This is a genomic window from Vibrio sp. 14N.309.X.WAT.E.F5 (genome assembly GCF_030397615.1).
Taxonomy (GTDB): Bacteria; Pseudomonadota; Gammaproteobacteria; order Enterobacterales; family Vibrionaceae; genus Vibrio; species Vibrio lentus.
On the sequence record NZ_JAPNXR010000003.1, the window covers coordinates 179,879 to 201,639 of the forward strand.

The 21,761-nt window shown below is 43.6% G+C and carries 17 protein-coding genes and 1 pseudogene; 13 read left to right on the forward strand and 5 right to left on the reverse strand.

Going from position 1 to position 21,761, the window contains the following annotated elements:
* Positions 1-22: 22 nt before the first annotated feature.
* Positions 23-745, forward strand: a complete 723-nt coding sequence (gene nfsA / locus OW495_RS05170) for an oxygen-insensitive NADPH nitroreductase (RefSeq protein ID WP_017087636.1) — start codon at positions 23-25, stop codon at positions 743-745.
* Between the two features lie 120 nt (positions 746-865).
* On the opposite strand, the gene OW495_RS05175 is transcribed toward nfsA, so the two are convergent.
* Complete coding sequence (locus OW495_RS05175) at positions 866-2,395, reverse strand: phospholipase D family protein (RefSeq protein ID WP_102327367.1); 1,530 nt, start codon at positions 2,393-2,395, stop codon at positions 866-868.
* A gap of 508 nt (positions 2,396-2,903) precedes the next feature.
* Between OW495_RS05175 and OW495_RS05180 the strand changes: the two genes are divergently transcribed.
* Complete coding sequence (locus tag OW495_RS05180; RefSeq protein WP_102327368.1) at positions 2,904-3,401, forward strand: hypothetical protein; 498 nt, start codon at positions 2,904-2,906, stop codon at positions 3,399-3,401.
* A 154-nt stretch (positions 3,402-3,555) separates the two neighbouring features.
* On the opposite strand, the gene OW495_RS05185 is transcribed toward OW495_RS05180, so the two are convergent.
* Positions 3,556-4,437: a LysR family transcriptional regulator gene (locus tag OW495_RS05185; protein WP_102512955.1), complete on the reverse strand. Its 882-nt coding sequence runs from the start codon at positions 4,435-4,437 to the stop codon at positions 3,556-3,558.
* A gap of 281 nt (positions 4,438-4,718) precedes the next feature.
* On the opposite strand from OW495_RS05185, the pseudogene OW495_RS05190 reads away from it, so the two are divergent.
* From OW495_RS05190 to OW495_RS05225, 8 genes and pseudogenes are all read left to right on the forward strand, one after another.
* A pseudogene (locus OW495_RS05190) lies at positions 4,719-5,909 on the forward strand (MFS transporter).
* A gap of 389 nt (positions 5,910-6,298) precedes the next feature.
* Positions 6,299-7,057: a helix-turn-helix transcriptional regulator gene (locus OW495_RS05195; protein WP_102514698.1), complete on the forward strand. Its 759-nt coding sequence runs from the start codon at positions 6,299-6,301 to the stop codon at positions 7,055-7,057.
* A 31-nt stretch (positions 7,058-7,088) separates the two neighbouring features.
* Complete coding sequence (locus OW495_RS05200; RefSeq protein WP_065111565.1) at positions 7,089-7,733, forward strand: response regulator transcription factor; 645 nt, start codon at positions 7,089-7,091, stop codon at positions 7,731-7,733.
* 122 nt (positions 7,734-7,855) lie between these two features.
* The gene (locus OW495_RS05205; RefSeq protein WP_065111566.1) at positions 7,856-8,524 is read left to right on the forward strand and encodes a hypothetical protein; all 669 of its coding nucleotides are present in this window, start codon (positions 7,856-7,858) and stop codon (positions 8,522-8,524) included.
* A gap of 52 nt (positions 8,525-8,576) precedes the next feature.
* Positions 8,577-9,251 carry a fimbria/pilus periplasmic chaperone gene (locus tag OW495_RS05210; RefSeq protein WP_048609919.1) on the forward strand — a complete coding sequence of 225 codons (675 nt, stop codon included), beginning with the start codon at positions 8,577-8,579 and terminating at the stop codon, positions 9,249-9,251.
* A 44-nt stretch (positions 9,252-9,295) separates the two neighbouring features.
* Positions 9,296-11,734: a pilus assembly protein PapC gene (locus OW495_RS05215; RefSeq protein WP_102327370.1), complete on the forward strand. Its 2,439-nt coding sequence runs from the start codon at positions 9,296-9,298 to the stop codon at positions 11,732-11,734.
* Entirely contained in the window at positions 11,703-12,572 is an 870-nt protein-coding gene (locus tag OW495_RS05220) for a hypothetical protein (RefSeq protein ID WP_102327371.1), read from the forward strand. The genes OW495_RS05215 and OW495_RS05220 overlap by 32 nt, the downstream gene beginning before the upstream one ends.
* Before the next feature lie 37 nt (positions 12,573-12,609).
* Positions 12,610-13,968, forward strand: a complete 1,359-nt coding sequence (locus tag OW495_RS05225; protein ID WP_102327372.1) for a GGDEF domain-containing protein — start codon at positions 12,610-12,612, stop codon at positions 13,966-13,968.
* Positions 13,969-14,120: 152 nt separating this feature from the next.
* On the opposite strand, the gene OW495_RS05230 is transcribed toward OW495_RS05225, so the two are convergent.
* From OW495_RS05230 to OW495_RS05240, 3 genes are all read right to left on the reverse strand, one after another.
* On the reverse strand, positions 14,121-14,681 hold the full coding sequence (locus tag OW495_RS05230; protein WP_076671081.1) for a sugar O-acetyltransferase: 561 nt from the start codon (positions 14,679-14,681) through the stop codon (positions 14,121-14,123).
* 177 nt (positions 14,682-14,858) lie between these two features.
* The gene (locus tag OW495_RS05235; RefSeq protein WP_102514697.1) at positions 14,859-15,857 is read right to left on the reverse strand and encodes a LacI family DNA-binding transcriptional regulator; all 999 of its coding nucleotides are present in this window, start codon (positions 15,855-15,857) and stop codon (positions 14,859-14,861) included.
* 99 nt (positions 15,858-15,956) lie between these two features.
* The gene (locus OW495_RS05240) at positions 15,957-17,396 is read right to left on the reverse strand and encodes a 6-phospho-beta-glucosidase (protein ID WP_102514696.1); all 1,440 of its coding nucleotides are present in this window, start codon (positions 17,394-17,396) and stop codon (positions 15,957-15,959) included.
* A gap of 316 nt (positions 17,397-17,712) precedes the next feature.
* On the opposite strand from OW495_RS05240, the gene OW495_RS05245 reads away from it, so the two are divergent.
* The 3 genes from OW495_RS05245 (at position 17,713) to OW495_RS05255 (ending at position 21,719) form a co-directional block, all read left to right on the forward strand.
* Positions 17,713-19,275, forward strand: a complete 1,563-nt coding sequence (locus tag OW495_RS05245; protein WP_102514695.1) for a bifunctional UDP-sugar hydrolase/5'-nucleotidase — start codon at positions 17,713-17,715, stop codon at positions 19,273-19,275.
* Between the two features lie 217 nt (positions 19,276-19,492).
* On the forward strand, positions 19,493-20,731 hold the full coding sequence (locus OW495_RS05250) for a hypothetical protein (protein WP_241910219.1): 1,239 nt from the start codon (positions 19,493-19,495) through the stop codon (positions 20,729-20,731).
* A gap of 73 nt (positions 20,732-20,804) precedes the next feature.
* The gene (locus tag OW495_RS05255; RefSeq protein ID WP_289885392.1) at positions 20,805-21,719 is read left to right on the forward strand and encodes a DMT family transporter; all 915 of its coding nucleotides are present in this window, start codon (positions 20,805-20,807) and stop codon (positions 21,717-21,719) included.
* The last annotated feature ends 42 nt before the right edge of the window (positions 21,720-21,761 follow it).

A 21,761-nucleotide genomic window follows, 5' to 3' on the forward strand; every position in this document is an offset into this window, starting at 1 on the left:
TCACAAGGACTGTCTGAGAGTTATGAACAGCACGATTGAAACCATTCTGGGGCACCGCTCCATTCGTCAATATACAGATCAACCAATAGAGCAGCAGCAACTCGATTTAATTGTTCAGGCAGGCCTTGCCGCGTCATCATCGAGCTTATTACAGGCTGTTTCTATCGTGAGAGTGACAGACAAAGAGAAGCGAAAACTGCTAGCCGAATACGCAGGTAACCAAGCTTATGTTGAGAACGCGGCTGAGTTTTTGGTGTTCTGTATCGACTATCAACGCCACGCTCAGATCAACCCTGAAGTAAAAACCGACTTTACTGAACTGACCCTGATTGGCGCTGTTGATTCCGGCATCATGGCGCAAAACTGCATGCTGGCTGCTGAGTCACTGGGCTTAGGTGGTGTATACATTGGTGGCTTGCGTAATAGCGCACAACAAGTCGATGAACTGTTAGAACTACCACAACACACCGCCGTATTGTTCGGAATGTGCTTAGGTCACCCAGCACAACAACCAGAAGTTAAGCCTCGCCTCCCTGCTCACGTGGTCATGCACGAAAACCAATACCAACCGCTGAGCCTAGATGAAATCGCCAGCTACGATGATTCGATGCAAAGCTACTACGCAAACCGCTCAAGCAATCAGAAGCAAAGTAGTTGGTCACAACAGATCACACAAAAGTTGTCTGGTGAATCTCGCCCGCATATCCTGCCTTACTTGAACAGTAAACAGCTGACCAAACGATAGCTCTAGAGCAGCTCTAAAGATAGAGAAAGGTTCAGATAGGTTAGCTCCGTTTCGTCATCACAAACAAAAATGTCAGCGTATAATACGCTGACATTTTTCATTTCTGGGATACTGACACTCTTAGAGGTATTTCTCTATCGGCAACAGTTGTAGGAAGCCTGACTGCATTCGTTCCCACTTACCAGTTTCAGGTTCGCTGTCCCAACTTTGCTCGCCTGAATACCAATACACGTCACCACCTTCGAGTTCCAAGCGCCAACTGTTGTCTTCACTCATCGCTTGCTCAATGGTGTCAGCTAGCGTTTCAGCAATCTCTTTATTCTCGATGATCAAAACCGATTCCGTATTGAGGTAGGTAGAGCGTAAGTTGAAATTGAATGAGCCAATACTCGCGATGCTGCGGTCGAATACAACTGATTTAGCGTGCAAGCCGTAGGCCGTCTCAGGCGCACATTTCGACACGTCTTGAGTCGAAGCTTCACACAGCTTGGATTCTGGTTTTAGCTCAAACAGGTCGATACCATGCTCCAACATGTCGTAACGTCTGCCTGCATAAGCGGAGTGATTAGTCACAAGATCATTAGACGCCATAGAGTTAGTGAGCGCTTTTATCTCAACGCCCTTATTGTTCAATACCTGCCACTCTTCGAGTTGACCGTCATCGAATACAAGGTAAGCGGATTCCAACAAGATCTCTTGTTTCGATTCGCTTGCAAGCTGTCCTAAAAGAACCGCCGTTGCTTTCGGTTCATCGGTATTATCTGAATCGATAGGCACAGGGCGATCGTAAGCAAAGCGAGCGTTGACCCAAGTCATCTCATCAAGAGCCTCTTTCAACAAGCCATCTGCCGCTTCACGGTTTAATGGTAACTCTGGGTAGTTTTTGTATTGTGGAACGGTGATATCGTCAATCTTTGAAAGATCCGGTTGTTCGTCGTCACCCAACATATCGACAGGGTAAGACCAACGGCTGTCCCAATACTCAGTAAAGCTGGTTTGGATCGTGGTAACGACTGAGCCCATCACTAATACATCACGATCTCGGAAGTTGATCTCGTCAGAAAGGTCGAAATATTCATCACCAATATTACGTCCGCCCACCACAGACAAGATGCCATCTACGGTAAACGACTTGTTGTGCATACGGCGGTTTAAGCGAGAGAAATCCCCAAGGAAGCTTAACCACTTACTGAAACCACGGCGTGTTGGTGTTGGGTTGAAGATTCGGATCTCGACGTTCGGGTGAGCGTCGAGTGCTGATAATAGCCCTTCACGCTCATTGAGGTTGATGTCGTCCAACATCACTCGCACCTTAACACCACGATCAGCGGCTGCTAATAAACGACTAGCTAGATATCTGCCCGATTCGTCGGAGTTCCAGATGTAGTATTGAATATCGATGGTGTGCTCTGCACTTTCAACCAACGCCAATCGCTGCGCTAACGCATCCCAACCGGATTCTTGTAAACGAACGGCGGTAGTCGCCTGTTCTGATGCTGGTTGATATTCATCCGCTAAAACCGACAAAGTGCTTGGTCCATAAGAGGTGTACGGTTCTGCAGGGTGGTCGATGCCTTCTGGTAATGAAGAACAGCCGCCGAGAATAGCGACTAAAATTAAGGTTAAACTGATGCGTTGGAGCACAGGCATGTGTCTGACTTCCTTTTCACGGTAACGTCTTTAGAAACTGTCCCGACAGCTTTGCGACTCACAAGCTATTCAGGTCTATTCATTGATTATTACTGCTAAAGCCTGAAATTTATAGGTAATTATCCAGTATAAATTTGAAGACCAATAAATTGACCTACAAATCACTTAAGTTGAGTGAGAGCTAGGCAATATAAACTTAGCGGTTTTTATACCATTTCGATGGTGAGTTCTGTTCGGTCTGGGTGGTGGTTCACCATTGTTTGAAGATCTAGTGTCAACGCTTGATTTCACACTAAAAGGTGTGTCGACCTACTTAGATGAGATAGTGCAAACTTACTACTTACTACTTACTACTTGCGTAAGCGATAAACTATTGTCCATATAAAGGGAATGTAACGATCAACACTGAAAACAGTGTTCACGCTGCATAACCTTTATAGCCCCTACCAAAACCAACCTTAAAGTAGTACCATTTATCGTATCTCATTCTTAATGGTATCTGGGTCTTATGAAGCTTTTAGTCGATCGCACTGGTGAACAGTTTTTAGAAATTCTGGAAGAGTCTGGAGACAAACTGACCGTTCAATTCATTAGCAATGAAGGCAATCGAAAGGGTAAACCGTTCCAAGATAGCTTGAGTGGATTATTCCTCACAGGTTGGAAGCCTCGCACGACCTCAACCGCGATTGGCCTAGAACGCTTTAAACAAGGCAAGCTGCAAGACCCTAAAGTCAGCTTCGCTTTGCATCAACTTTACCCGCTCGGCAGAGATGTAAAATTACCTTCTGGTGACATTGCGACCATCGCAAGTTACGCCAATACCCATGCCGATGGCTACTATATGTTTGTGCGACTCAACGATGAGTTAACACGACTCAAGATTACGCCCGATTGGGAACTGCAACCTTCCGTTCAAAGATTAGCTCTGCCTTATTACCCCGCGCCAAGAACCAAGGAAGAGCTCGACAACATTGACGATTTTGATGTGTGGGCGGGCGGTTTTTAAACAGTAAAAGTTGGTAAACAATATTGAGATCACATCCACCTATCAAATCTCAATACAACAATATGTGCTCTCTAAACATTGATACGAATACCCACTCTCAAACGATTCAAATAACGGTTTGGCAGTGTGCTGCTAAAGAGTGTTTCATTGTTTCCTACAAGCTCAACCTTGGCTGAATAAAATCAATAAACGCTGAGATACGTTTAGAGACAGAAGACGATTTATAATAAACCGCATTCACTCGCTCTCGGTCTGTGTTGGCAAGTTTATCTTGTTCCAAAATGGGTATTAGACGACCCGCCGCCATATCTTCCTGAACCATAAACCCCGATAAACAAGCAATCCCATTTCCTGCTAAGACTAATTGACGCACGGTTTCACCATTACTGGCCGTCACAGTAGGTGCGACATAACTTTGGTGTGGTAAAGGCCAATGGTTAAGCACTTTGTTCCCTGCAAAACCCACAATTTGATGCGAACTCAAATCTTCAGGTTTGGTGGGTAGCCCACGCTTAGCGAGATAATCAGGTGACGCCACAATATGGAGTAAGCTTTTTCCTAGCGGGCGAGCGTTCAATGTTGAATCGGACAACTTACCGATTCGAATCGCAACATCGGTTCTTTTTTCTAGAAGATCAACGAAGCCTTCGTTGGAAGTAAGTTCCAATTCAATGTCTGGATAAGTCTCTTTGAATGACTGCACCAACGGCACTAGCTGATGGAATACGAATGGACTGGCGGCATCGACTCTTAAACGACCTTTTGGTAACTCACCACGCGACACGATTTCCTCTTCCGCGCTCTGAATCATCTGCAACCCCAATCTTACTGAATCGACAAACTGCCGCCCTTCCTCCGTCAATTCCACGCGTCTCGTTGTTCGGTTGAATATTGATACGCCGAGTTGCGACTCAACCTTACTCACCGCACGAGACACCTTAGCGACCTGCACATCCAACGCCTCTGCCGCCGCCGAAAAACCACCAGCATCGACTACGGTGAGTACCATTTCTAAATCATCTGAACGGGTTAGCATGAGGCTCCTTCGCTATTTTCATGTTGTTTAATGTCGTCTCGCTTGTACTCATCACAGCTCAAATTTTCCGAGTTTATTCGCTCTTATAAGCTTAATCCAATGATCGGCTAACTCTCTAATTATTGCAAATATCACAAAGGTTATTTGTTAATGACGGCATTTTTCACAAATATATTTTACTAGATAATCCTCGCCATCAAACGAAGTGCTCCTATTGCAGTCACAAGCTGCCCCATTTTGTCGCGCTCGGTATTTAACAAAGAACAGTAAGAGAGATGATTATGCCACTAGCATTACTCGCATTGACGCTCAGCGCCTTTGCCATCGGAACCACAGAATTTGTCATCGTAGGCTTGATTCCTACCATGGCGAGCGACTTGAATGTATCTCTGCCATCGGCAGGTCTATTAGTCAGTTTATACGCACTTGGCGTTGCTATTGGTGCGCCAGTGTTAACTGCATTAACCGGCAAATGGAATCGTAAAGCGGTGTTGCTGACCGTGATGGCATTGTTTGTCATTGGTAACTTATTGGCGTGGCAAGCTCCGGGCTATAACACGCTGATCGCCGCACGAATTTTGACTGGCCTTGCCCATGGTGTGTTCTTCTCGATTGGATCGACGATCGCGACAGGTTTGGTTTCAAAAGATAAAGCAGCCAGTGCCATTGCGATCATGTTTACGGGTTTAACGGTTGCATTGGTAACCGGCGTACCACTGGGCACTTATATCGGCCAAACCTTTGGCTGGCAAGCGACCTTCTTGATTGTTGCTCTGCTTGGTCTTATTGCTCTTATCGGTAGCGCTATCTTAGTTCCAAGCAACCTTAAGCAACCACCAGCGGCTAAGATTTCAGCACAACTAAAGGTTCTAACTCAACCACGCTTACTGTTGGTTTACGCTATCACAGCACTAGGTTATGGCGGCACATTCACAACCTTTACCTTCCTTGCTCCAATACTGGAAAACGTATCAGGGTTTGATTCGAGCTCAATCAGTCTAATCATGCTCGTTTACGGTGTGTCAGTGGCGGTAGGTAACATCTGAGGCGGAAAAATGGCCGACAAGATGGGCCCGATTAAAGCACTGACCGTTATCTTCTCTGGTTTAGCCGCAGTACTGGTGGTATTCAACTTTACCGCAGTAAACTCTTACGCAGCTGTTGTCACCATCTTGGTTTGGGGTGCATTCGCATTTGGTAACGTTCCGGGGCTACAAGTGTATGTTGTGAAACTGGCTGAGAAATACACACCTGACGCAGTCGATGTCGCTTCTGGGTTGAACATTGCCGCCTTCAACGTCGGTATTGCATTAGGCTCGTGGGGTGGTGGTTTGATTGTTGCTAAGTCTGGATTAATGAACACCCCTTGGGTAGGTGCTGTGTTCGTTCTGATCGCTCTTGTTCTGACTCGATTCAGTGGAGCGTTAGATAATAGAGGAAAAAAAACAAGCACCACTATTCAAAATATCTAGTTGTTCACACTGAAAATAAAGTGGTGAATAGACCTATCTATTCGCAATTCCCTTTATTGGAAATCACCCTTACCGAAAAGTGTGCCAGCAATAACTAATATTAGATAATCAACGTTGGTCCAGAAATAGTAATAGCGGATATTATTAAATAATTAATTTTAATACCAATTAGTTATTTAATTTATTTTTTAATAATTTACCCACTAACTTTGATTTGGATCAAAACCAATTGTTAATAATGTAAAACTTTCAAATCAAAGCTATATTATTTATTTTTCACCCAATTGGGTGATGATAAAGTCGTCAATTATTGACTAATATCTAGATGAGATAGTAAAAAATAAGACAATATAAAACTATCCACTTGCTGTAAGCTTAAGGAATGAGAGATGCAGACATCAGAAAACACTATTACGTTGGGTCATGGATTTAATAAATCCCCTTCTGAATTTGAAGAAGAAATTAAAGATAGCCTCACAGGCATTGGGATTGAACATGCCACTTTAGTTATCATGTCAAAAAGCAAAAACCCTGTTTTCAAATATATCAAAAGCACTAATGGACGAATTTCTATCTCAAAACGAGTGACAGAGAAGCTTGACTCTTACCTGTCTTTGAACTCAATGAACAAAAAAGGTCAATTATTCCATAATCAAGATACAATAATCGAAAATCGAATTTTTGATCATCGAGATCTGTCAATCCTTGAACATGCTCTAAATAACTACTCAATCACAGATGAACTTTCTTACAATTATGAGATCGTCATTATTTTTCACAGCATCAATGCACTAAAACCAGAAGAACTCCGTCTACTTGAGCTCATCTGTGACATCACTATCGCTTGGGCAAATTCTAGGATAGCTCACCATACAATGTTACTGCATTGGAACCGCTACGCAGAGCCTACAATCACAGACCTTCCCCCAATTCTTACAAAGTCAGAACTTGATGTTTTAGAACTAATAATCAAGGGGTTAACGGGGTCAGAAGTGGCGCAAGTACGCAGTGTCTCCAAAGAAACAGTAAGAACCCAAATCAAAAGTATTCTTCACAAAACACAATGTAAAAACCAAAACCAACTGATATCTCGATTTGGACAAGGACAGTGGCTCACAAGCCCTTCAATACGTTCTGCTTATATCTAATTCGCTTCTGTTGCCAGGGAAGGCTCAAAGTATGCAAAATAATCGACCAGCACCTTACACATGCTTGATCACTCGCAGCAATACCTTGTCGCGAGTAATCCGAGATTTATTGAAACTTTCTTTCCCACTCAATCAACTTCAAGTTATCGAATCGTATTCTGAACTTGATCTTGAGTATAAAGGCATTGTGCTTTTAGACAGAAGTACGATACCAATGCCGGACAAGTGTGGTGTTTCCATTATCAATAGAAAAGATAAGTGGATCGCCATCAATATTAAATGCAGCTCTTGTTACGATTACCTAAAGTTTGGTTTTTTTGGCCAAATAGAAGTGAATCATTTTGAATTTATTCCAAAAGCCATTAAATCTGTTCAAGAAGGAGAGCTTTGGTTTCCTAGACATATTATGGAAAGCTTTATTATTGACCTTTGCATCAATAGTACTTATAAAAAATCGTATTCCATCACAGAAAAAGTAACATCAAAGTTTTTTTTAACAAAGAAAGAGCAAAGAGTCTTTGAATTAATGATTCAAGGATTTTCAAATATACAAATAGCAAACGATACAAATGTCAGCATAAATACAGTAAAAACACACGCTTACAATGTGATGTCCAAGTTGAATGTCCATTCTCGACATGAACTATTCGCTAAAGCTCATGAATTAACCTTTTAAAACTAGCACTGTTTTCATACTTATTTATTCGATATATCACCCCTCGTTGCGAGGTATGTTTTTAAAATCCTAATTACTATGTATTTGTTGTCTGGAATAACAAGAGTAATGAGGGAATAATTATGAAAAAATTAATATTAGCGGTAGCAGTAGCCGGTGTCATGTTCAGTGTAAATAGTTTTGCTAGTGGTGGTTCAGGTGGAACCAAGTTAGAAGCTAATGTAGTTCAGTTTGGTGGCGCAACTAGCGCCCTACTCACCAATGCAAGTAACACTGATGGAGCACACATTCGCATGGAAGGCACGATTCCACAACGTTGTGTACTCAACTTAAAGTCAGCACAAGCCGGAGAGTTTGTGAATGGCGATATCCACTTAACGAACATGTTGGCAGATAGCAAGAATTTGATCCCAGGGCTAACTGCTAGTAAGCCAATTGCAAGCCTTCGCGCGTGGTGTAACTACGGAAAATCAATGGAAGTCGATATGACAGCCACACCTTTCAAAATGACTCGTTTTGGCATGGCCATTGGTAAAGAACGTATCGATTACACGCTACAAGCAAATCAAACTGACATTTTCGATACAAGCAATGCAAGTGATGGTTTGTTTGGTCATACGACAGGTAACTTCCAAGTTAAATGGAGTGGCGAACACCAACAAGCAAGAATTGCAGAAGTTCCTCTTAGTATTACTACAGAGGGTGCAGCTCTAGCAAGAGCCGGTAATTATCGCTCTACAGTGTATGTGAAACTCCAAGCGAAAACTTGTCATCGCATGTGTGGATTTTAGCTCATAAATTAGAGCCCGCAAACGTGGGCTCGTTTTACCTAGGAAGGGTTTTATGAAAAACATTACTTTATTTATCAGTCTGCTACTCTTCCACACCGCCGCTTTCAGCTACGAAATTACCCCCATGTATCAAGAAATGAACGAATTTGGAGGAAAGGCTCTCTCAAGCTATACGATCAATAATCCTCAAGACCGCTCACTTCCAATTGAAGTTGTGGTGTATGACGTAAGTTACGATGAAACCGGTGAGGTGCTAACGCTTAATGAGGATAGTTTTCTCATTTTGCCTCCTCAAATAATGGTAGATCCACAAAGTTCTCAAAAAATTCGGGTGCGCTATATTCCTAGCGATGCTCTCACAATGACCAAACTGTACCGAATCGAATTCAACGAACTAGAAGTTGAAGGGCCTGAAGATAGTGACAGTAAAATAAAAACACTTCTTAGTTTTTCGACCTTAGCTTTTGTATCTCCTAACTCAATAAAGCCGACTATGAAGCCCTCGATTAAAGACAGGAACATAGTGGTAGAAAACACCAGCCAAGTCTTAGTGAACTTGCTTCATTCAGTATTCGAACTTCAAATGAATGGCGAGAAAAAAGACCTACCTTGGAGCCAAATAGACACTAAGACAAGTGGTTACTTAATGCCTGGCGCCACCGCCTATTACCCTATTCCAAACGAGTTCAAAAAAGTCACTGGTATCACCATTAAAAAAAATGATTAACACTGAACCACCGGCTTCTACACGAGCTTTATTGGGAGGTAAACATGAGCCGATACTACACAGTTCTTCTGTGCGTCTCTCTATGTTTGCTAACCCAACCTCACGCCTTTTGCGCGGATTGGCTATTTCCATTCCCAATCAACTATTTGGGCTCAACTGTGGGCGATATCGATGCTTTCTCTGATGGCAAAACTATCTCCAAAGTTCATACTGTTCAACTGCATACACTGATTGGTTCAGCGCTTACAAATGAAGTATCAGGTAAGTTATCTTCGTACAAAGACACTTTTATTTCAGTTGAAACACTAAAAGATTGGGGCGTGTTGCTCTCCTTCTCATCGTCTGACATGTCAATCTCATTATCTTTCGTTCAAGATGCACGAAAAGAGCAAGCGCTAAGTTTCAGCGCCCCTTACTCTCCTCCCATTTATTCTACGTCGGCCTTCTTCACCAACATCAATAACTTTAACTTTGGCCTATCTGATACACGAGGAGTTGAGACTCAAAGTGAAGAACAAAAGTGGAATATAGAGTGGGTCTCTACGGGGAACTTTGCTGGTTCACGAGGAGTTAATTATAAACTTTCAGGCTATTTTGATGGCGGCACCGATGAGAAACAAACTTTCTATCGTGGTGATATATCGGCCTTTATTGATCGTGCAGAAATCCCTTATCGAGTGACTTTTGGCGACCAAGTCAACAGCACTTCAGGTCACCTGCCTAGCCAGCAATTTGGCGGAATCGGGTTCGAACGTAATTACTCAGCATTACAACCGAATCGCAGTATTCAGGTAGGAGGCACTCAAGCCTTAGTGCTTGAAGAGTCTGCCGATATCGAACTGTACATAAATGGTTCTTACGTGACAGAGTTTCGACTTCCACCAGGGCGTTACATGCTCGATAACTTGCCGCTGTCTTCAGGTAGCAACGACGTTCGTTTGGATATTGAATATCAATCAGGAAGACGAGACTCCATTCTCTACAGCGTGTTCTACAATTCAAAACTGCTTAAAGAGGGTATATCTGACTTTGGCGTGTATTTTGGTGCTCCTTCAGAAATAGCAGACAGCCACTATAAGTACGATACCCAAAGTTTAATCACAAGTGCCTATTATGACTATGGCTTAACCGAACACTTAACGCTTGGGTTAAATGGCTTTTATCATAAAGACGGATTCATACTGGGAGGGATCTCTACGTTTGGTACCCCCATCGGTAATCTTGGTTTTCGACTATCAGGTAGCCAATCGAGTGAATATGATGAAACCGGTTATATCGCAAGCATCGATTATGCCGCCTCGCTCTGGGATCAAAACAATTACAGTGCCCCCAACTTACGTATCGCGCTTGAATCTTATGATACCTATTCCTATCAACCCTGGACGGAAGAAGGAACGACAGGCCATTCGGCAGCTGTCAGCTATACCTTAAGCATTACCGATGATGTTTACTTATCGCTCTCATATAACCTTGATAAACAGAATGGTTTCGATACGGAATGGAGCGCAGAAGCCTCAACGTCTTGGTCTTACTCCAATGTTGTGATTGGTTTAGGTATCACTCATGAAGAAGACCCAAATGAGGGAATTTCGAACACAGAGGGGATCGTGTCTGTCGATTGGACATGGAGTTCTGATGACGGCCAATATACCGCAGATGCAGGATACGCCAGCGATACAGAGATCTTACGAGCAAGCTTCAGTAAGCCAAGTAAAAACCAAGTCGGCCAATATGGCTATTCTCTATCTGCTGATATCGAATCAAGCCAAGGGCAGTACCAATTACGTGGTGACTACATAGGCAACCGGGTTAGATATGATGGAGATATCAATTATTACAACTCGACCAATACCGAAGACACTGTAGTCACCTCGTTTAGACCCAGCACAGCATTCACGATTAGTGACAGCAATCTCTCTTGGTCACGCCCAATATACGGTGCGGCGGCTTTAGTGCAAGTTCATGAAAGCTTAGAGTCGGATGCCCTGATAAACAGCGATGAAGACGCGCATGCAGAAGCGATTTCTCAGCAAGGTTACCCCAATGCTATCAGCCTCTCTACAGCCCATATCACTCAGAGTTTTACTGTTGATGCGCCAGACGCACCTGTTGGTTATGACATCGGCAATTATATGTACAACATCACCCCAGGCGCCTATACCAGTCATCTCATCACCGTTGGGTCCAATAAATCTAAAACCATAATAGGCAAGTTACTGCTAGCTAACGGTCAACCGCTTGCGTTAACTCAAGGCTATTTAACCGATCTCGATGACACATCTTATCCATTCTTCACCAACAAAGGCGGAAGGTTCGTTGTTGAAGGTATAGGCAGCGGTGATTATCGAATCGAAGCGATCAACTCCGACGCAACGGGGAGCATCAGCATCCCTGAATCAGACGATAACCTGTTGAGGCTTTCTGATATTCAACTAGAACAAGGAGCAAACAATGTTCAAAGTACTTCCAATGAAAAAAACTAATTGGCTGCTCACATTATGCATTCTCTGGCTGCCTTCACCATTGCTAGCACAGAGTTGCAACGGAGTATGGAGCTTAACCCAACTTAACAATGGTCCGATTGAGTTTGATAAATCGGGATTTGCGAAAATTCAATACGAGCTCAAAAAGCTACGCACTCAAAGCGGCGAATGTTCATTAAAATCGGTTCGGTTGAAAATCCTCAATACACAGGACAAAAATGGACCTTATTTCGTCAACCAAAGCCAAACATTACTTGCTTACGATCCCAAAGAACGAGAGTACTTGCTATACGCAAAATACAATTCTCCTGTCCGTTTTTACTTGGTCGACCCGAGAGCAAAAATTAACTACGCTGCAAGATACATCGTACCTTTTATTGCCAAGCTCAAGTATGAGGACAACCCAGTATCAACGCTAACAAGCACCGCGACTTACAAGATAAAGTCTTTCGTTACCTTTGATTGGTCAGGCCGAGGAAGCAACATTCACCGCTCAGCAACAGGATACAGCTGGCAACTCGGTGAACTGTATAGTGGAAAGCGCTATCAAGCGGACTTTGTGATCCGTTCTAATTCTCAAACAGAGCTTTGGGTTAAACCTCGACATGGCAAACTGATCAACACTCAGAACCCTGATTGGGCTATTACCTATCAGCTTACCGCCGATGGGATAGAGGTATCTAGATTGCACCGCATGACATCCATAAAAACCTATAATCGCGGTCAGAACATCATTCCTTTTTCACTCTCGATCACTGACAACACCAACCTGTCACGAGCAGGAAGTTACCGCGACGAATTACATATCCAAGTGAAAGCGATAGACCCTATTTACTAAAGTAGCGCAGTGACATTTTTAACAAAGGTACACCAATATGAATGCTATCAATTTAGCTATGAAACAAAGACATTGGGTAATGGCTTGCTTCGCTTTGGTCATCCTTTATATTCATATTGGTGAAATACGTAAAACCATTCATTATATCGAAAAAGATCAAACTCACAGAAGCGAGCTCATTCAAACGCTGGTTCAAAGTAATGTCGTTCGAACATTGAATATTTTAGGCGCTTCTTTACGCTCTGGAGCGACAAACTCCAACAAACCTAATCTGGGCGGTGTTTATTATCAGCCTGCACAACCTTTCTCAAGTTCTGACACTCAACGCATCGCACAACGATTCAATGTCAGCACGTCATCACCTCAATTTCTTGCCATGAAAAATGGTGAAACAACACTATGGGGATTTAACTTCAATCATCCAAAGCCTCATACCAGCTTAATCGCAGGGCTCGTGTCGCGGCAGTCATCCCTTTACCACGAGGCAAGTGTCGACCTGCAATATTACTTCCCAGGAGTCAAGGGTACAGCCAATACGCTTCTTTTGATAAGAGACAATCAACATCAATACTTTATGCCTTCTGGAGAAAAGATAAATCTAGATTTCTCGAATACGCACACCATACAAACTTCAGAAAACTCCGCTTTCTATGTAAGTAAAGTGAAACTACTAGACGTCATATTTTTTCGATTAAATAATGACAATTCTCGGTACTTCCATCTCGTTGAAGTTCCTTTGCCACAACTCCGTGCGACCCTTTTTATCTTTGATAATATGACCAGTTCCGTCGCTGAGATAAAGGGGGAGATTCAAAGCTTTGTTGAGGTCATCGCATTGTTAGGGATCGGCTATGTGTTACTAATTGCCTTTTCTCATTATCAATATCGAACTTCAATTGCTTTAGAATCAGATGCATTAACAGGGTTGAAGAACCGCTCGTACTTAGAAAGTGCAAACTCTCGCATTCGCCATAATAGAACGAGTAAAAACAATCGCTGTATCGGAGTCATTGCCATTGATCTAGACCATTTCAAACTGATCAACGACAACTACGGGCACCATGTCGGCGACAACGTGTTAGTTCGGGTAAGCGAGATATTATTGGAAAATGTAAGAAACAACGATGAATGCTATCGTATCGGTGGAGATGAATTCATCGTAATTCTCAAAACAGAAAGTCAATCCGATATCATTAAACTTGCTGACCGTATCCGAGATAAAATCGCCTACGATCCACAACTCAGAAATATGATTAAAGGCGGAATATCAGCTTCGCTTGGACTTGTGGATTTATCGACTGGGCAGTCGATTGAAGAGGCCATTATTTCCGCTGATGAAATGTTGTATCAAGCTAAAAATCAAGGGCGAAATTTAGTTCAAAGTTCCCTTATCTAAACCAATGAGTTTGAGCAACTACGGCGACAGTTATTTAAGGTCAAAGGAACGTCACATAGCCCCTATGGTTCGATGAGTTATCGTGATTACACATACAAAAAGACCTACCTGAAATATAAGTAGGCCTTACACTCGAACGAAAATAACGATGTTTACTCGTTATCGATCGCTTTCAGAACCTTACATGGGTTACCTACTGCAACCACGTTGGCTGGGATGTCTTTAGTTACCACACTGCCCGCGCCAATCACGCTGTTTTCGCCAATGGTCACGCCAGGGCAGATGATCACACCACCACCTAACCAAACATTGTCACCAACGTTAATCGGTGTGCCAAATTCGACGCCTTCTTCTACTCGGCCTTTCACATCGAGTGGATGACCTGCGGTAAGAATTTGAACGTTCGGGCCAAGCAACACATTGTCACCAATAGTCACTTCAGCGACATCCAAAATCACGCAGTTAAAGTTAGCGTAGAAGTTCTTGCCCAGCTTGATATTCGAGCCGTAATCACAGCGAAATGGGGGCTCTAAGTGCGCGTTCTCGCAACCCGGAATAAGCTCTTGCGTCGCCGCTTCCCACTCTGGTGTATCGGGAATACTGTTATTAAGTTTTTGAAGCGTTTTCTTACACTCAATTCGCGCTGAATATAGCTCTTTATCCCAAGCTTTATAAGGTTCACCCGCTAGCATTTTTTGTTTTTCTGTTTTCACGTTACTTACCTACTCTTTCACATTACTTACCTAATGGCGGTCAATTCAACCACCAAAAAACGCAATATCGCACATCTAAACAACAGTGAATAAGGAGTGTTTGAGCTTGGTTGAAGAGATGCGCAGCTCGTCACTTTTTGTAGGTGAAATATGAAACTCAATCACGGTTAACTGAGCCTAGACACGCACGGCAACCGAGTCGCGAATCACCAAACTGCCAGTAGTACTTAATGCCTCAGCTTGCTCAGTATCACCGACAATTTTCAGAATCGCCTTTTGTGTCATTTGCTCTAATGGCACGCTGACAGACGTTAAGCTTGGCGTTAAAAACGCCCCCACTTTACTGTTATCAAAACCAACGATAGAAACGTCTTGAGGTAATGAGTAACCAAGTTCGGTTAACGCCTTAATCGCACCAATCGCCATATCATCGTTTTCCGACAAGATAGCAGTGAATATGGTTTTGCTTTTAACCAGAGCCTGAGCCGCGTGATAACCGCTCTCCATCGTCCAATCACCCTGAACAACTTTGGGCTCATCCAATGCAATACCATGTTTAGTTAACACATCTTGATAGGCTTGGTAACGCAGCTCATCGGTCGAAGAGCCGGCTTTACCACGAATCACTGCAATATCGGTATGACCTTGCTCGATGATGTGTTCAACCATCAAGCAAGCACTTTGATAATGATCGGTGGTGATCGCGTAATTGGGCTTCGACGGCATTTCACGATTGAGCACCAAAATCGGTGTATCAGTGCTTTCGATGATCTGAGCGATCTCGCTTTCCGTTAAACATTGCGGATAAATGATGATGCCCGCGCACTTCATATCCAGCAGGAAGTTGATCGCCTTTCTTTCGTCTTCTGCGCTGTGTTTACCATCGGTGATCACCAATTGGTGATTCGACTTTTCACTGTAGGAAGCGGCGTGATACATCAAGGAAGAGAAGTAAGGGCCATTGAACAACTCATTGGTGATAACAAAACCGATGAAATTGGTCTTCTTGGTCGCCAATTGCTGAGCTAACAGGTTTGGCCGATAACCTGTCTCTTGTATCGCATCGAATACCTTTTTCACCACATCTGGGCGCACGATGTTCTTGCCATTTAAGACACGAGAAACGGTCGACTTAGATACGCCTGCGCGGTTCGCGACATCAAGCATGGTTACCATTGGCTTCTTTTCCTTTATAAAAAATTAGTCGACATAGGCCGACTAATTCATTCCAAAATCACAGCTCACAGTTCGCATAACTGCTCTGGGAAATGCATTCTAAATAGTGGCACCATTAGATGCAATCACGCCTTTGTACCACTCGAACGACTTCTTGCGCTTGCGCTCTAAAGAACCAGATTGATCGTTGTGCTTATCTACATAAATGAATCCGTAGCGTTTTTTCATTTCGCCCGTGGTGAACGACACCAAATCGATGCAGCCCCAAGGGGTATAACCCATCAAATCAACACCATCAATTGTGACTGCTTTTTTCATCTCTTTGATGTGGTCACCAAGGTAAGCAATACGGTAGTCATCATTAATGCTGCCGTCTTCTTCAATGGTATCAACAGCGCCAAAACCGTTCTCAACGATGAACAATGGTACTTCATAACGTTCATACAGAGACGCTAAACAGAAACGCAAACCCGTTGGATCAATTGGCCAGCCCCAATCGCTAGATTGGATGAACGGGTTATCGACCGAGTTTTCATGACCACCGTCCATCGCTTCTTCTGTAGATTGGTGAGAAGAAGAATCCAAGGTATTCGACATGTAGTAGCTAAAGCCAAGGTAATCTGCTTTACCTTCTTTTAGGATCTGCTCATCTTCAGGTTGCATCTCAATGTTGAAGCCTTTGATTGCCCAATCGCGTTTTGCGTAACTTGGGTAATGACCACGCACCATTACATCCGAGAAGAAGTAGCGATCACGCATCGCTTGCTGTGCCACCATAATGTCTTCTGGCTTTGAAGAACGAGGGTAGAAAGGCACCATCGCACACATTGCACCGATCTGAAGATCTGGGTTGATCTCGTGACCTTTCTTAACCACCAACGCACTCGCCACAAACTGGTGGTGAACCGCTTGATACATCGCCTCTTGCGGCTTTTCACATTGTGGGAACTTCACGCCAGAGCATAACCAACCAAAGATATCTGCCGAAGTATTCATCTGGTTGTTGATCTCGTTAAACGTCATCCAGTATTTCACTTTGTGCTGGTAACGCTCCATCACCGTGGTTGAATACTTAACGAAGAAGTCGATCACTTTACGGTTCATCCAGCCGCCATATTCGTTAGCTAGTTGGTAAGGCATTTCGAAATGGCTCAGTGTTACCACTGGCTGAATGTCGTACTTCAGCAGCTCATCAAATAGATCATCGTAGAACGCTAAACCTGCTTCACACGGCTCACCTTCATCGCCATTAGGGAAAATACGTGTCCACGCAATGCTGGTACGGAAGCACTTAAAGCCCATCTCTGCGAATAACTTAATGTCTTCTTTGTAGCGATGGTAGAAATCAACAGCCACTTGGTTTGGGTAGTTTTCACCGTCGATTACGCCATCAGTGATTCGACGTTGTACGCCATGAGCACCCGCTGTTAATACATCAACAACACTTACACCTTTACCATTCGCATCCCAGCCGCCTTCAAGCTGATGCGCCGCAACCGCACCGCCCCATAAAAAATCGTTCGGAAATTCGTTGTTCATACCATTACTCGCTACAAGTTATTCGTGAAAAAGATCAGGATTTGAGAGCTCATCACAGCCCTGAAACCGATTTCAATAAAAGCAAAGATACAGATTGAAACCGGTTTCAGCAATAGTAAAACGATCTTTTTTGATCGAAGGATCAATGAGACTTCATTCAGAGTGCGCCTTGATTTCATCAAAACAGCAACCAACTCAAAAGGTAAATATAACCAATTAGACGCAAGATCTAAGTAAGGATTGTGTTCTGACTCACACTCATATCGCCCTCCCTCCCTAAAATAGCAAACGTTCCCTTCACTGACATGAGCACGCTATGAAAAACCTTAAAATGAAACCTTTATGCTTTGCTGTCTCCTTATTAACGACAGTGGCTTCAATGCCAACCTTAGCCGAAATAAAAGAAATCACCCTGCTTCATACCAACGATATTGAAAGTGTTTACGAGCCCGTAGATGCGTTCTGGAATGATGACATTGAGCTGATTGGCGGTATCCCTTACTTGGCGACGTTGATCAAAAACGTTCAATCTGAGAAAGGAACCAGTTTCCTATTAGACGCTGGTGATATTTATACGGGCGCACTCTCTAAAAAATCGAAAGGCAAGCTGCCTTTCGACCTATATAACTCAATGGGTTATGACGTAATCACACTCGGTAATCATGAATTCGAATACGGTTGGGAATCATTGGTAGAAACCATGCCTCGTGCTCGTTTCCCTGTGCTCAACGCGAATATCTTCCATGAAGCTTCTGATTCTATGTTTGCTCAACCTTACACAATCATTGAACGTGATGGCGTTAAAATCGGCGTGATTGGTGTCATGGGAATTGATGCGTTCTACAACACAATGTGGAAGGGAAACCGTAAAGGGTTAACCGTCAAAGATCCTACGGAAATCGCTCAAAAATGGGCTGATAAGATCCGCGATGATGTCGACATGATCGTGGTACTAACGCACCAAAATAAGACGGCTCCAATGCAAACCGACAAAGAAGCCGACGCTGAAGTTCAGCGCGGATTCGATGAAGATTACGCAATGGCAGGAAAGCTAAAAGGCGTAGACGTTATTTTCGGTGGTCACTCTGACAACGGCTTGATCGAACCCGTTGTACATCCAAAAACCGGCACGGTTATCGGCTTAACCTTTGGTCAGGGCATGCACCTTGGCTACACTAAATTTACTGTCGATACTGAAAAACACGATGTGAAATTCTTAGGCGGGAGACTGATCCCTGTCGAGTCAGCCAAGCTTAAACGTGATGAAGCAACATACGCTCTGATTCAAAAAGTGCGAGATGATAATCCAACGCTGGCTGACCAATTGGCAACCCTTGATAGTGCCGCTTCACGCCGTTATTACCGAGAGTCGAATGTTGGTAACCTTGTGGCTGATTTGATGAAAGATGCAGGCCAAGCCGACATCGCGATGATCAGCTCAGGCAGCCTACGTGTTGACCTAAATCCAGGAGCAGTCACTCGTGAAAATGTAATGAACCTTTTCCCGTTTACTGACACACTAACAGTGGTCGAACTCACGGGTGACAACGTTCAAGAGCTGCTTGAATACAGCTACACATTACCTTACGGTCTGGCGCAATTCTCAGGGATTAAAGCCACTTACGACAGTACAAAACCGGAAGGTGAGCGTTTAATTAGTTTGAGTATCAACGGCGAGCCCGTATCCGAGAATCAGAAATACAAAGTTGCGACATATTCATACGCAGCCAGTGGTGGCGATGGTTACACGGTATTTAATAAAGGTGAAACGCTATCGAACGGAGATCCGGTCATGCAAGTACTGATTAAAGGTTTCCAAGAACGCAAAAACATCACAGTTCCTGAACTTGGTCGTCAAGTCGATGTAAGTCGTCAGTAACAGAGATATCCAACAACCAACGTCATAAAATATGTATCAGGGATTAGCAGGTACAATGCTCATGAGAACTCAGTTCAATTGCTGTAAAACATATAACTGTAGCAACCTTGCTAACCCTGATCTAAGCCTCTACCAAACTAGTTCTCAACTTGGTTTTGCGTCTTACAAATGCCCCTTATGTGGGGCATTTACTCCGATATTGGAAAACGAACCTATTTTGTCATTAACCAGACAAATTGAATCCAACCAACTCCAATTACCCAATGTCGAATGCCCTACTTGTCTAAAGCAGACCTACACTCACGCTTATGGTTACACCAGAATCGGCACGCCACGGCTTAAATGCCAGCAATGTTCATCCGTTTTCAGCTTATTAAGTCCAAACAAAATTGCTCGCACACTTCAGCCTTTGCTAGCTCTGTTGTTGTCTGGAACATTACCTTGTGAGCTCCTTCAGAAATCGCAACTCAACAGTAAGACTTTCTATGTACGTATCAAGCAGCTATCTTCGCTACTGAGGCAACTCAACCAGTTATACATTCAACAATATCTAGGTGAATCTGAAGGTTGCCTATCTCTGCACACGGCAAGCTTTACCTCGCTGTCACGTTCAGGACAAGGGCACAGCCTAAAATGCTGGAACCTATCTACAACAGAATGTCGCTACGGCTTTCATGTTTTAGATACCGATAATTTGTACCTAAATAGAACACAAACCGAGACTGTTGGGCTTTATTATTTAAATACAGTGGAAGCTCTCCCTGCCTTGTCAGATTCTTCGTTTCAAATGGTTCAGGCAACATACGACAAGATTTTCGCCAGAACTAAATTTGACGAACTGGGCTATGCGATCCAAGCAGAATGCCAATCAAACAATGGCGAGATACTTCGTCCTGTTTACGCCGCCCATGCTCACTGGATAAGCCTTTCCAAATTATTACCTAAGTACCATTCATTCGATTTCTTTCTCGAACACGAGAGTTTTATTCGAGGCGGTGCGATCACCAACCTGACGCCAGAAGTGATATCTGGCAATTACAACCTCTATTACTTATACGCACAGCGATCGCTAGCCGTTACGCCCTCTCTTATTGAGCACAAAAGCATTGGATGGTGGGGAGAAACATGGTCGACACAAACTCGGCACTACCCTAGCGGCTACTGGGATGTCACCTTCTGTGCATTAACGGCCAATAAAAGGCCCACTCTTGAGTTTAATGGTGTTGAATGGCATCAAGACTACCTTGAACAGCTCCACCAATGGCTGTCACTTGAACATCAAAAAACGCTCTCCTACGAGATGACTAAACATTGGCGAACGATCTTTACCTATCTATACAACTTCACCTACAACCAACAAAGAAGCGCGTTTTTTGGCGAATTTGACTTCACTTCTATCGCAGAGATAGCCACAACACTTAACCAATGCGCTGCAAATTCACCACATAAGAAATAGTCGAACAATCACGTTTGACCCGTCTACCAGTGTAGGCTTTAGACTTCATACTCAATTTACATCGAGGTATGTCATGTCTATCAATCGTTCCTTTGCAGTGCCTCAACCACTGCTGTCATTTTTTAATTCGCTAACCGACCCAGCCAAAGGAATTGCACTCGCGCTTATCTCGAACGCGCTGTTTATTTTAGTGGGTGTGATCGTGCGAGCGTTAAGCCAAACCATCGACATCTTCCAAATTCTACTGTTTCGTCAGCTTGTTTTTGTGACTCTGTTAATGCCATCTATCGTCAGTAACATAGATGCGATGCTCAACCCTAAGATGGTGTTGATGCATGTGTGGCGCGTCACCGGTGCGTTCATCGCCCTCTACTTTAGCTTCTTAACCGTGAGTAACATTCCGTTTGCCGACGCAACAGCGTTAGGGTTCATGAAGGTGTTGTTTGTTGCGGTCATCTCAAAGATGTTCTTGCAAGAAAATGTTGGATTCGCACGAATGACCACGATTCTTCTGGGTTTTACGGGAGTAATGCTGGTTGTGCAACCAACGTTAGAAAGTGAGTCTTTGTTCTATATCGGGACGGGGTTGGTTGCTGCGTTAGGTGCGGCGATAGCGGTTATCTGTGTGAGAAAAATGGCTAATGTAGAATCCAAGGTTGTGGTGTTGGCTTATCAAGCGATATTCGTTGGCGCAGTCGCTCTAATTCCGGCAATTATTGAGTGGCAATGGCCAACAGGTTCTGAATTTCTGTTGTTGATATTGGTTGGTGTGATCTCGTCTATTGGTCAATGGTTTGGTGTGACGGCCTACAAATGGGGAGAAGCTAACGTGGTTTCAAATGTTGAGTACTCACAAATGATCTACTCCATGATTCTTGGTTACTTGTTGTTTGCTGAACTGCCGAACTCTGTCGCCTTAGTTGGCGCAGCTGTTATCGTATTGAGTGCCATCATGCCTTTTGTAATCAAGGCTAAAAAGAGCAAATAGCTCGAAGCTAATTACCGCTACATCCATACCATCAAGCCCCTA